General features: G+C 63.7%; 2 protein-coding genes. One reads left to right on the top strand and one right to left on the bottom strand.

Annotated features, from left to right (window positions below; translation table 11 throughout):
• The first annotated feature begins 96 nt into the window (after positions 1-96).
• Positions 97-2,538, top strand: a complete 2,442-nt coding sequence (locus ACVWVP_RS29085; RefSeq protein WP_178925978.1) for a TonB-dependent siderophore receptor — start codon at positions 97-99, stop codon at positions 2,536-2,538.
• 140 nt (positions 2,539-2,678) lie between these two features.
• Here ACVWVP_RS29085 and ACVWVP_RS29080 read toward each other — a convergent pair whose 3' ends face one another.
• A complete protein-coding gene (locus ACVWVP_RS29080) occupies positions 2,679-14,525 on the bottom strand; it encodes a non-ribosomal peptide synthase/polyketide synthase (protein ID WP_457409481.1) in 11,847 nt (3,948 codons plus the stop codon).
• Between the last annotated feature and the right edge of the window lie 2 nt (positions 14,526-14,527).

Here is a 14,527-nt window from a genome sequence, read left to right as displayed (position 1 = left end):
GTTTTCCCAGGTAGGAACGTCTCACTAGTGGTAATGAGAACTAACCTCAATAAACACCTAGAACTGCCCACTTAAAACATAGAAGAGAAAGCATCCATGTCAGCACGACTCGGTCTCAGCCCCCTGAGCAAAGCGTTATCCATGCGACGGGCCCTGAACATCAACCTCCTTCCGAGTGCCCTGGCACTGGCGGTGTCACTGCCGATCGCAGGCTATGTACAGGCTCAAGAGATCGAGTTGAATATTCCCGCCCAGTCGCTGGGGAGCGCGCTGCAGGAATTCGGTCGCCAGACCAACGTGCAAGTGCTGTACAGCCCGAGTGATGTCGAGGGCAAGAACAGCACCGCGATCAAGGGCAAGATGGAGCCACAACGGGCCATCGACACCCTGCTGGGCGGAACCCAGACCACCCACAGCCTCAACGGCAACACCCTGACGGTGAGCGCTGTCGGCGCGACGACCGGGCTGGAACTGAGCCCCACCCAGGTGACCGGTAACATGCTGGGCAACGTCACCGAAGGCTCAGGCTCCTATACGCCGGGCACCATTGCCACCGCGACCCGCTTGACCCTGACCCCACGCCAGACCCCGCAGTCGATTACGGTCATTACCCGTCAGCACATGGAAGACTTCGGCCTGAACAACGTCGATGACGTGATGCGCCACACCCCGGGCATCACCGTGTCGGCCTATGACACCGAACGTACCAACTACTATTCCCGGGGTTTCTCGGTCGACAGCTTCCAGTACGACGGCATCCCGTCCGCAGTGCGCAACGTGGGCTACTCGGCGGGCAACACCCTGAGCGACATGGCCATCTATGACCGCGTCGAAATTCTCAAGGGCGCTACGGGCCTGCTCAATGGTGCGGGCTCGCTGGGTGCGACCATCAACCTGATCCGCAAGAAGCCGACCTCGGAGTTCAAGGGCCATGTGGATGTGGGCGCCGGTTCCTGGGACAACTACCGCAGCGAAGTCGATGTCAGCGGCCCGCTGACCGACAGCGGCAATGTCCGCGGGCGCGCCGTGGCGGCGTACCAGGACAAAAAGTCCTTCATGGACCATTACTCGCGCAAGACCGAGACCTATTACGGCATCACCGAATTCGACCTCTCCCCCGACACGATGCTGACCCTGGGCTTCGACTACCAGGACAACACCCCGAAAGGTTCGAGCTGGTCCGGCTCCTTCCCGCTGGTCAACTCCAACGGCAGCATCAACAAGATGCCGCGTTCCTACAACAACGGTACCGACTGGAGTTCCTGGCAGCAAAACACCCGTACCGCCTTTGCCATGCTCGAACATGACATGGGTGACGGCTGGGTCACCAAGTTCCAGCTCGACCACAAGATCAACAGCTACCATGCCGACCTCGCGTCCATCCAGTTCGTGCAACCCGCGGCCGATGGCACGGCAGAGATCAATGCACAGAAGTACACCGGCGAAACCAAGAGCACCACAGCCGACCTGTACGCCACCGGGCCTTTCAGCCTGTTCGGCCGCGACCATGAACTGGTGGTGGGCGGCTCGATCGGCACCTCGCGCTGGCAGGGCAAAGGCTATTGGTCGCCGGAATGGCCAGGCGGCAACAAAGTCGACTTCTACAACTGGAACGGCAACCTCGGCAAACCTATCTACGGCCCGCCCCAGCAGTACACGGACGACGTCGTTCGCCAGACCGGCTACTACGTGACCACGCGCCTGAACGTGATCGATGACCTGAACGTGATTCTGGGTGGCCGCGTGGCCAACTACCACATCACCGGCAATAACCCTTCCTACAAGGAAACCGGACGGTTCATCCCGTATGCCGGCGTGATCTACGACCTGAACGACAACTTCTCGGCCTACGCCAGCTACACCGACATTTTCAAACCGCAGGAAAGCTATATCAAGGATCGCAACGAGAAACTGGTGGATCCGGATGAAGGCCAGAACTACGAGCTGGGTCTCAAGGGCGAATTCTTCGGCGGACGCCTGAACACCAGCATTGCCTACTTCGAGGTTCACGAGAGCAATCGCGCCATTTCGGATGATGCCTGGAACAATTCGAACCCTACACCACCGAACTACGCGTTCAAGGGTTCCAAGGCCATCACCAAGGGTTACGAGGCTGAGATTTCCGGCGAGCTGAGCCCGGGCTGGCAAGTCCAGGGCGGGTACACCCACAAGGTGGTACGCGACGACGACGACAAGAAAATCTCCACCTTCGAGCCCGAGAACCAGGTCAACCTGAACACGACCTACAAGCTCAAGGGCGATCTGGACAAGTTCACCATCGGCGGCGGTGTACGCTGGCAGAGCAAGGCCTGGAACGAAATCTATAACCAGCCGCTGGACAGGAACCAGGACATCACCCAGAAATCCTACTGGCTGGTTGACCTGATGACCCGCTACCAGGTCACCAAGAACCTGTCGGCGACCGTCAACTTCAACAACATCTTCGACAAGTCCTACTACACCAACGTGGGCTTCTACAACTCGGCCATCTACGGTGAGCCGCGCAACGTGATGGTCAGCACCCGCTGGGACTTCTGACCTGACACCTTGATCGCCTGAGGCGGTCCAACGAACGCCCGATGAGCGCCCTGCTTTCATCGGGCGTTTTTGCAGGTGCGCCTTAATATCCGTGCATAAAAAAACCGGATCATGGATCCGGTTTTTTCATGCCCCTCCCGTTACTCCATGGCATTCACCAGGCTGGCGATGAACACCGCGCTGTCGATGATGCCGTCATGGTCCGTGTCGATCACCACCGAACGCTCAATGCGCCCCTGGCCGAGCACCGCTGCCATGTGCTGCTCGATCAGGTCCTTGAAGCGCCCTGCCCGACTCATGGAAGCCCACCAGCAACTGACCGGCGCCTTGATCGGCTTGAAATCGGCTGCGCTCATGCGCTCGCTCAGGGCGCGGTCGACGTCCCAGGAGATCTGCGCTTCGTTGCCGCGCAACAACTCCTCCTTGACGTCGGTGAACGCCTCGCCCAGGGTCTGTTCAGCCCAGACCACGAACGCCCGCCATTGGCCGCCCTCATCGTCAACCGCGCGTTGGCACTGCTGCCAGGCGCCCTGAATCTGCTCGGCAAACGCCGGGAACATCACGCCCAGCAAGGCAGCGCGTCGCTCATTCGCCGACACGACGCGATCCTCTTCGGTGACCACTGCCTCCCAGTAAGGCGTAAGCCATTGCGGCGGCGCCGCATCGATCCAGCCCACAAACTCCACCTCGCGCCCCTCTTGCTCCAGGCCATGGGCGACTTCCATCGCCAGGTTCCCGCCCAACGACCAACCCGCCAGGCGGAATGCGCCCTGTGGCTGGGCCGCCAGCAGCTGCGCGGTGTAGTCCTCGACCATCACCTGCCATTGCGGCACCGCCGCGCCCTCTTCCGCCAAGGCACGGCACATCACGCCATACACCGGGCGTTGCTCGCGCAGCGCCAGAGCGATGGCGGTGTAGCAATGCACCGAGCCAAAGCTTGGGTGGAACAGGAACAACGGCGTGCCTTCGCTGCGGTTATTAAGCTTGACCAGCAATGAGCTGCGCCCATCGCCCTGCAGGCAACTGACTTGCCCGCGCACCGTCGGGTTGAGCATCAACTGGCTGACGGACAAACCGACGCCACTGACCTTGCGGATGCGCTCCTTGAGCATCAGCACCAACAGGGAATGGCCCCCGAGTTCGAAGAAGTTGTCGTTCATCCCGACACGCTCCACCCCCAGCACCTCGCACCAGAGGGCCGCGACTTGCCGCTCGATCTCGCTCCGGGGCGCCTCGTACTGCTCGGCGCCCTGGGCTTGCGGCTTGGGCAGCGCCTTGCGGTCCAGCTTGCCGTTGGGGCTCAACGGCATCTGCGCCAGCAGCACCCATTGCGCCGGCACCATGTAGTCCGGCAACTGCGCGGCCAGGTGCGCGACCAGCGGCTCTTTCCAGTCCTCACAAGGCTGTTGCAGCACCAGGTAACCCACCAGGTGCGTGCCCTCCACCGCCAGCACAGCGGCTTCACGCACACTGGCATGCTCCAGCAGGCGCGCTTCGATTTCACCCAGCTCGATGCGCAACCCGCGCAGTTTGACCTGATGGTCAATGCGCCCGGCGTATTCGATCACGCCGTCGTCGCGATAGCGCGCCAGGTCCCCGGTGCGGTAAAGGCGCTCGCCGCTGCCGAACGGGTCGGTCACGAAGCGTTCGGCGGTCAGCGCGGCACGACGGTGATAGCCGCGCGCCAAGCCCATCCCGCCCAGGTACAACTCACCCAACACGCCGACCGGCGCCGGCGCCAGGTTGTCGTCCAGCACGTAACAACCCAGGTTGGCGATCGGCCGGCCAATCGGCACAGCGTCACGGCCTTCTTCCACACAGGTCCAGTGGGTCACATCGATAGCGGCTTCGGTCGGCCCGTACAGGTTGTACAACCCGGCCTGGGGCAACTTGGCGAAGACTTGCTGCTGGGCGTCGGCAGGCAAGGCCTCACCGCTGCACACAATGCGTTGCAGGCTCAGGCACGAAGCAACCGTGGCGTCCTGCAGGAAGGCCTGCAACATCGACGGCACAAAATGCAGCGTGGTGATCCGTTGCCCGTTGATCAGGCTGACCAGCTTGGCCGGGTCACGATGATCGCCAGGCGCGGCCACCACCAGGCGTGCGCCGGTCATCAACGGCCAGAAGAACTCCCACACCGACACGTCAAAGCTGAACGGAGTTTTCTGCAGGACGCTGTCGCTCGCCTCCAGGCCATACGCCTGCTGCATCCAGCACAACCGGTTGGTCAGCGCGGCATGGCGGTTGCCGGCGCCCTTGGGTTGGCCGGTGGAGCCCGAGGTGTAGATCACGTAGGCCAGGTTTTCGCGGTCGACCGGCACGTCCGGGTTGTGCTCGCTGTAGGCATGCAACCAGGCATCGCCCTCCTCCAGCACCAGGCTTTGCACGCCAGCGGGCAGCGGCAATTGCGCCAACAGGTGCGCCTGGGTCAACAGCAGTTGCACGCCACTGTCCTGCAGCATGTAGGCAAGTCGTTCACGCGGGTATTCCGGGTCCAGCGGCACATAGGCACCACCGGCCTTGAGCACCGCCAACAGGCCGACCACCATTTCCATCGAGCGCTCCACCGCCAGCCCCACCAGCACATCCGGGCCAACACCCGCCGCGATCAAACGATGGGCCAGGCGGTTGGCACGCGCATTCAACTGGGCGTAACTCAAGGCCTGCCCGGCAAACGCCAACGCAGGCGCGTTCGGCGTGCGCACCACTTGGGCTTCGATCAATTGGTGCACGCCCTGGTCCAGCGGGTACGTTTGGGCCGTGGCGTTCCAGGCCTTCACCACCACCTCGCGCTCAGCGCTTGGCAGGGACGGCAACGCCGCCAGCCGTTGGGACTCATCGCTGGCCATCGCGTGCAGCAACTGCACGAAATGCTCGGCCAGGCGTTGAATATGCGCGGCACTGAAGCTGTGGCGGTCGTAATTGAATTCCAGGCCCAGTGTGTCGCCAATCGCCAACAGCACGGTCAGCGGATAGTGGGTCTGCTCCAGGCTTTGCACCGCACCGAAACGCAGCCCCGACGGCGCGCTCTGCTCCAGCGCCTCGGACACCGGGTAGTTTTCGAACACCAGGATACTGTCGAACAACGCCTCACCGCCCAACGCGGCCCAGCGCTGGATCTCGAACAGCGGCGTATGCTCCTGCTCGCGCAAGCTCACGTTCTGCGCCTGCACCTGTTGCAGCCACTGGCTGACCGGCAGTTGCGCATCCGGGGTTGCCACCACCGGAAGGGTGTTGATAAACAGACCCACCTGCTGTTCGATCCCGCGCAGTTCCGTCGGGCGCCCGGCCACGGTGGCACCGAAGGCCACGGTCGCCTGGCCGGTGTGGTGCGCCAGCAGCAAGAGCCACGCGCCTTGCACCAGGGTATTGAGGGTCACTTTGTTGCGCTGGGCAAACACCTTCAGGTGTTCGGTCTGCGCGGCATCCAGGCTCAACCGATGCTCGCCGTTGGCTTCGGCGCCATCGCCTTGTGTGCCATGGGCCAGGCGGGTCGGCTGCTGCAAGTGCTTGAGCTGATCTTTCCAGAACGCTTCGCTGACCGATTTGTCCTGTGCCTGCAACCACGCGATGTAGTCGCGGTAACGCCCGGCCGGTGCCGGCAAGGATTCCCCTGCGTACTGCTGCAGCACTTCGCCGAACAGTTGGGAGCCACTCCAGCCGTCCATCAGGATGTGGTGGTTGGTGTAGATAATGTGGTGACTGGACGCGCCGGTGCGCACCACCGACAGGCTCAGCAACGGCGCCTGTTCCAGTACAAAGCCCTGGGTCCGGGCCGACGCGGCCAGGGTCTCAAGGGCCTTGTCCAGGTCCGCGCGCTGCTGCCAATCCAGCGTCTCAAACGGCATGCGCACCTGTTTGTGGACCACCTGCAGAGGTTGCTCCAGCTCGGCCTGCCACAGGAAACCACTGCGCAGGATTTCATGGCGATCAACCGCCGCCTGCCAGGCCTGATCGAAGCGCGCGACATCCAGGCCTTGCACATCGATGCGCATCTGGTTGATGTAATCACCGGAGCCTTCGCCATACAACGACTGGAACAACATGCCCTGCTGCATGGGCGATAACGGGTAAAGGTCCTCGACCTCGGCGACGTTCAGCGCCAAGCCATCCAGTTGGTCTTGGGAGAGTCGTGCCAGGGGGAAGTCAGACGGTGTCACACCCTGGTGGGCCGACTCGCAGCAGTGGTCGATCAAGGCCTTGAGTTCCGTGGCGTAGTCATCGGCCAGGCGTTGCACCGTCGCTTCAGCGAACATCTCGCGGCTGAAACTCCAGTTCAGTTTGAGTTCACCACCGTAGACCTGGCCATTGAGCTCCAGCCAGTTCCCCAGCGGCGCGTCCGGGCTTTGCTCGGCGCCGCTGGCGTCGCCGGAAGGCACGAACAGACCGTCCTGCTCGGCGCTGTCGAAGCTGGCATCGAACTGCCCCAGGTAGTTGAAGGTGATGCGTGGCCGAGGCAACGCGGCCAGCGCCTGTTGCGCCTCGGCAGTGCCCAGGTAGCGCAGCGCACCGAAGCCGATGCCCTTGTCGGGCACTGCACGCAGTTGTTCCTTGATCTGCTTGAGGGAATCGGCCAGGGAGTCCTTCGGCACCAGTTTCAGCGGATACAGGCTGGTGAACCACCCCACGGTGCGGGTCAGGTCGATGTCGTCGAACAGGTCTTCACGGCCGTGGCCTTCCAGGCGAATCAGCAGCGCTTCATCACCGGTCCAGCGCACGATGACCCGGGCCAGCGCCGTCAGCAACAGGTCGTTGATCTGGGTGCGGTAGGCACTCGGCGCGTCTTGCAACAAGCGACGGGTGTAGCCGCCGTCCAGGTGGGTGCTCACGCTCAGCGCCAGGTGGTTGCTGAGGCTGGCGTGCGGGTTGGCGACAGGCAAGCCGGTCGGGCTGCCTTGCAATTGCGTCTGCCACCAGGCCAGTTCGTGTTCCAGCGCCGCGCTGCGGGCGTAGGTTTGCAGCCGTTCGGCCCAGGCGCGCGTGGCGCTGGTCTTGACAGGCAGCACCACGGCAGCGCCTTGAACGAGTTGCTGATAGGCGCTTTGCAGGTCTTCCAGCAGGATGCGCCAGGACACGCCGTCCACCACCAAGTGGTGGATCACCAACAGCAAACGCTGGGAGCCATCGGCCAATTGCGCCAACACCGCACGCAACAAAGGCCCGGCGCCCAGGTCCAGGCTGCGCTGAGCCTCTTCGCCCAACGCATCCAGTTCCTCGACGGTCTCCAGGTTGGTCTGCCACAGCACCTGCGCGGCGTCAGCCTGTTGCGGCGCCCGATACGCCGCGTGCCAACCGGCCAGGCCTTCGACAAACCCGGTGCGCAAGGCGTCGTGATGCGCCATCAGTGCCTGCAACGCCGCCACCAGGGCGGCCACCTGCAAAGGCTGGTGCGGTTGCAGCACCACGGACTGGTTCCAGTGGTGACGTTGGGGAATGTCATCGGCAAAAAATGCCTGCTGGATCGGCAGCAGCAACAACGCGCCGGTCTGTGCCGACTGGTCCAGCACCACCGCGCCCTCGCCTTCGCGCGCCACGGCCGCCAGGCTCTGCACGGTCTGGTGCTGGAACAAATCCTTGGGCGTGAAGCGCACACCGGCCTGGCGGGCGCGGCTGACCACCTGGATCGAAATGATCGAGTCGCCGCCCAGTTCGAAGAAGTTGTCATGCAGGCCGACCTGCGGCAGGCGCAGCACGTCGGACCAGATCGCGGCGATCTTCTGTTCCAGCTCGCTCTGGGGCGCCACGTAGACTTGCTGCATCTGGCTCACGTCAGGCAACGGCAAGCCCTTGCGGTCGAGCTTGCCGTTGGGCGTCAACGGCATCTGGGCCAGGAACATCAAGTGCGTCGGTACCATGTAGTCCGGCAAACGGGTTTTCAAGGCGCGGCGCAAGGCCTCTCGGCCGTTGGACTGGGCCACGGCATCGTCCAGCAAGGTCGGGTCCAGCGGCACAATATAGGCCACCAGTTGCTTGCCGGTCGGGCCTTCCTGGGCCACCACCACGGTTTCGCCCACACTCTCCTGCTCACGCAGGCGCGCTTCGATTTCGCCCAGCTCGATACGGAAACCACGGATTTTCACCTGATGGTCGACACGCCCCAAGTAATCCACCACCCCATCGGGACGGCCACGGGTCAGGTCGCCGCTGCGGTACACGCGGCTGCCGGGCTTGCCGAACGGGTCTGGGACAAAACGTTCGGCGGTCAACGCCGGACGCTCCAGGTAGCCGCGCGCGACGCCTTCGCCCCCCAGGTACAACTCGCCAGCCACGCCGATGGGTTGCAGGTTCAGTTGACTGTCCAGCACGTAGCCACTGCGGTTGCCGAGCAAGGTGCCGATGGGCGCATACACCGCGCCGCATGGGTCGCCTCTGCGCGCCTTCCACAGCAATGGCGTGACCACGGTTTCCGTCGGGCCGTAGCCGTTGAACAGGTAGGTCGGGCGCAGTGCGCGCCAGGCCAGGTCGTAGCTGGCCTGGGCCACCGCATCGCCGCCGAAGCAATACACGCGCACCGCCGGAGGGTTGCCGTCGCGCTCGGCGTGTTCGGCCAATTGCTGCAGGTACACCGGCGGGAACACCGCCATGGTGACGTTGTGCCGGTGCATCTGCTGGTAGGTGTACTCGGGCAGCCACAGGCTGTCGTCACGGATCAGCACGCTGGCACCGTTGATCAACGGGTGCATCCAGCCTTCGTGGGAGCCGTCGAAGGCGAACGACATGAAGTGCAGTTCACAGTCGGACGGCGACGTTTCATAACGTTCGCCAGTGGCGATGATGTGCGCCACCAACGGGCCGTGGGACACCGCCACGCCTTTAGGCATGCCGGTGGAACCGGAGGTGTAGATCACGTAGGCGAGGTTGTCGCCGTCCAGTGCAACCTGCGGCGCTGCATCGCTGTAATCGGACCACGCCGCTGCATCATCGACCGCCAGCGCTTGCAGGCCTTCCGGAATCGGCAGCCGCTGCTGCACCGCCGAATGCGTCAGCAATAATTGCGAGCGGCTGTCCTGCATCATGTACAGCAGGCGGTCGCGCGGGTATTCGATGTCCAACGGTACGTACACGCCGCCTGCCTTCATGACGGCAAGGAACGCCACCATGATCTCGGCACTGCGCGGCATGGCGATGGCCACCCGCACTTCCGGGCCGACACCCCGGGCGATCAGCGCATGAGCCAGGCGGTTGGCGCGGCTGTCCAACTGGCCATAGGTCAGTTGCTCATCGCCGAACTTGACCGCCACCGCCTCCGGGGTTTCCCGGGCGCGGTCGGCCACCCGCTGGTGTACCAGGCGCTGGGCCGAGAAGCCGGAATCGGTGCAGTCCCACAATTGAAGAATCTGCTGCTGCTCGGCAGCGTCCAGCAACGGCAACTGGCTGAGCGGTTGTTGCGGGTTGGCGACCATGCCCTGCAACAGGTTCTGCCAATGACGGGCCATGCGCTGCACGGTGGCGGCTTCGAACAAGTCCTGGGCATACCCCAAGGTGGCCCAGATGCCTTCGGTGGATTCCTGGATATCCAGGTCCAGGTCAAAATGCGCGGTCTTGCTCTCCCACTCCAGGCCTTCGACCCGCAAGTGCGGCAGTTGGTGCTGGACCTGCGCCTGGCCGACGTCGGTCTGGTGGTTGAACATCACCTGGAACAGCGGGTTGTGGCTCAGGCTGCGCTCCGGTTGCAGGGCTTCCACCAGTTGCTCGAACGGCAGGTCCTGATGGGCCTGGGCATCCAGGGCGCGTTGACGGGTGTGTTGCAGCAACTGCTCGACGCTCATCTGGCCGTGCAGGTCGGCCTTGAGCACCTGGGTATTGACGAAGAAACCGATCAGGCGTTCGGTCTCGCTGCGGTTGCGGTTGGCAATCGGCACGCCGACACGGATTTCTTCCTGGCCGCTGTAGCGGTGCAACAGGGTCTGGAACGACGCCAGCAGCAGCATGAACACGGTGACGCCTTGCTGCTGCGCCAGGGCCTTGAGTTCAAGGGTCAAGGTGGGCGCCAGCTCCATGGCCAGGCGCGCACCGCGATGGCTTTGCACCGCCGGGCGCTGATGATCGAACGGCAATTCCAGCACGCTTTGCTCACCGCCCAGCACGTCGCGCCAATAGGCCAGCTGGCGTTGTTTCTCGCCGGCGTCCATCCAGTGGCGTTGCCATACCGCGTAATCGGCGTACTGGATCGGCAGCGCCGGCAGTTGCACGTCCTGGCCCTGGCTGTAACCGGCATACAGCTGCACCAGTTCCTCGACCATCAATTGCATCGACCAACCATCGGAAACGATGTGGTGCTGCACCAGAACCAGCACATGCTCCTCTTCAGCCACGCGCATCAAGGTAACGCGCAACAGCGGGCCCTGCAGCAGATCGAACGGCTGGGCAATCAGCGCTTCCACCTGCGCCTGCAAAGGCTGCTCACCGGCATCGACCACCGTCATCGGCAGCGACATCTGCGGCTCAATCACCTGCACCGCGCCGGCATGTTCCTGGCGGATACGGGTGCGCAGGCTTTCATGGCGCGCCAGCAAGGTGTCGAAACTGCGTTGCAACGCCGGCAGGTCCAATGTGCCTTTCAAACGCAGGGCGCTGGGGATGTGGTAGGCGGCGCTGTGTGGCTCCAACTGCCAGAGAAACCATTGGCGTTCCTGGGCATAGGACAGCGGCAGCAATTGCTCGCGCCCTACGGGCAACAGGGCCGGCGCCTGGGGCGTCAAAGTCTGCGGGGCTTGCAACAGCGCGACAAAACCCTCCAGGCGCGGGCATTCGAACAGCGCCTTGAGCGGCACCTCCAGGCTCAGCGTCTGGCGAATCCGCGACACCACTTGCATCGCCAACAACGAATGCCCGCCCAGCTCAAAGAAATGCTGGTTCAGGCCGACCTGCTCCACCCCGAGAATGTCCGCCCAGATCGCCGCAACTTGTTGTTGCAGCGGCGTGACCGGTGCCAACCAATCCTGCTGCACCGCGCTGACACCCGGTTTGGGCAGCGCCTGGCGGTCCAGCTTGCCGTTGGGGTTCAGCGGCATGCGCGCAAGGAAAATCAACTGCGCCGGCACCATGTAATCCGGCAAATGCTCGCGCAACGTCGCCATCAGCTGTGCACTGGCCGCAGCGTGCTGGCTGTCGTCGAGCGGCTGCGCCGGCACCAGGTACGCCAGCAGTTGGTTGTCGGCAGCCAGCAACAGCGCTTCGCGCACGCTGTCCTGGGCGAGCAGCAAGGCTTCGATTTCACCCAGCTCGATACGGAAGCCACGGATCTTGACCTGATGGTCGACGCGCCCCACGTACTCCACCACGCCGTCAGCGCGGTAACGTGCCAGGTCGCCACTGCGATACAGACGCTCCCCGGTGGTGCTGAACGGGTCGGCGACAAAGCGCTCGGCGGTCAGGCCAGGGCGCTGCAAATAGGCACGGGCCAAGCCACTGGCGCTGGCGATGTACAGCTCACCCACGGCCCCTGCGGGCAGCAGGTTCAAATCGCGGTCCAGCACATACAAGCCACGCCCGGGCAGTGCACGGCCGATAGGGCTGGCGCCGACACCGGCGACGGCACTGACGTCCGTACAATCGAGCACACTCGACACCACGGTGGCCTCGGTCGGCCCATAGGTGTTGAGCAAGCGCACATGCCCAAGCCCGGCGCGTTGCCACAACAGCGGGCCATCCAGCGGCATGGCTTCACCGCCGATATGGATCTGTCGCAAGGCACCATAAGGGCGCGGGCCGGCGGCCAGGCAATCCTGCAGGAACAGCTTCCAGTAAGCGGTGGGCAAGTCGGCCAGGGTAATGCCTTGGGCGACGATCTGTTGGTACAGCTCGGCGCCGTCCCACAACTGCGGCCCACGCAAAACCACGCTGGCGCCCAGGGTCAGGGCCGGGTACAACTGCTCGACGAACCCGTCGAAGTTCAGGGTGGCAAACTGCAGCACGCGGTCCTGCGGGACCAGGCCCGAATACTGCGCCGCAATCCCGGCGAACTCGCTCAAGGCTGCATGGCTGATGGCAACGCCCTTGGGTTTGCCGGTGGAACCGGAGGTGTAGATGACATACGCCAGGCTCTGGGGCTCGAACGCCCGTTGCGGGTTGTCTTCGCTGCACTGCGCCCACGGCGCGTCAACCTGATCGATCTCCAGGGTCGCAAGCCCCGATGGCAATGGCAGCCGATCGCGCAGGTGCGATTGGGTCAGCACCCATTGCACGCCGCTGTCTTCGAGCATGTGCGCCAGGCGTTCGCGGGGGTACTGCGGGTCCAGCGGCACGTAGGCACCGCCGGCCTTGAGTACCGCGAGCAAGCTCACCACCATGGCAAAGGAGCGCTCGACGGCAATCCCCACCCGCGCTTCCAGGCCGACACCCTGGGCCATCAAGTAATGCGCAAGGCGATTGGCCTGGCTGTTCAGCTCGCCGTAGCTCATCACCTGGTCGTCCAGCACCAACGCCGGATGCTCGGGTTGGCGCAGCGCCTGGGCCTCGAACAACTGATGCACCGCGTGCAGGGTGCCGACCGTGGCCGGGCTGTTCCACGCCTGCAACAGCGCGTGGGCCTGCGGTGCGCTCAACATGGCGAGGTCTGCCAGGCGGCTGTGAGGCGCGCTGACGATGCCCTGCAACAGGTGCTGCCAGTGCTGCGCCAGTCGTTCCATGGTACTGCTGTCGAACAGGTCGGTGGCGTAGGTCAACGCCGCCCACAAGCCTTCGGCGGATTCATGGGTGTCCAGGCTCAAGTCGAAGTGGGTGGTCTGGTTGTCCCAGTCCAGCTCCACCACGCGCAGGCCCGGCAATTGCTGGCCATCGCGACTGCCCTTGGCGTCGGTCTGGTGGTTGAACATCACCTGGAACAGCGGGTTGTGACTGAGGCTGCGCTCTGGTTGCAACGCCACCACCAACTGTTCAAAGGGCAGGTCCTGGTGGGCCTGGGCTTCCAGCGAGCGGCGCTTGGTCTGTTGCAGCAACTGGGCAAAGCTCATCTGCCCGTCGAGGTCGGCCTTGAGCACCTGGGTGTTGACGAAGAAGCCGATCAACCGCTCGGTCTCGACCCGGTTACGGTTGGCAGTCGGCACGCCGATGCGGATATCCGACTGCCCGCTGTAGCGGTACAACAGGGTCTGGAACGAGGCCAGCAACAGCATGAACGGGGTCACGCCCTCTTGCTGCGCCAAACGCTTGAGCCCGGCCACCAATGCCGGTTGCAGGTGCACCTGCAAGCTGGCGCCGCGATGACTTTGCTGCGCCGGGCGTGGGCGGTCCAGCGGCAATTCCAGTACCGGCTGCTCACCGCCAAGCAAGGCCTGCCAGTAATCCAGCTGGCGCGCCTTCTCCCCCGCTTCCATCCAGCCGCGTTGCCACAAGGCGTAGTCGGCGTATTGAATCGGCAACTCGGGCAATTGCAGCTCGCGCCCCGCGCTGAAGGCGGCATAGAGCTGCACCAGCTCCTCGACCATCACCTGCATCGACCAACCATCGGAGACAATGTGGTGCTGCACCATCACCAGCACGTGCTCGTCTTCAGCCACTTGCAGCAAGGTCACACGCAACAGCGGTGCCTGGTGCAAATCGAACGGCCGCGCGACTTCCGCTTCCACCCGCGCCATCAACTGCGACGCTTCAATGCGCGCTTGATGAATGTCGACTCGCGCCTCAGGCAGCACCACCTGCAGCAGGCGTTCACCGTCCTCGACCAATTGGGTACGCAGGCTCTCGTGGCGGACCAACAGGCTGTCGAAACTGCGCTGCAACGCGGCCAAGTCCAGCTGCCCGTGCAGGCGCAAGGCGCCGGGGATGTGGTAGGTGGCGCTGCCCGGGTCCAGTTGCCAGAGGAACCATTGGCGCTCCTGGGCGTAGGACAGCGGCAGTGCCTCGGTATCGTGGCGTGTAGGGGCAATCGGTAATTGAGCGAAACTCATTCCACGGCCTTGCAGGCGCTGGTAGAACTGCTGGCGCTGCTCCAGAGGCAAGCGAAGAAAGCGCGACACCAGGTCGATATTAGGGTTGGAAAGCATGG

This window comes from Pseudomonas sp. TE24901 (assembly GCF_054058375.1).
The sequence above is the reverse complement of the archived record's forward strand: the minus strand, read 5'-3'. Positions and strand labels throughout refer to the sequence as shown.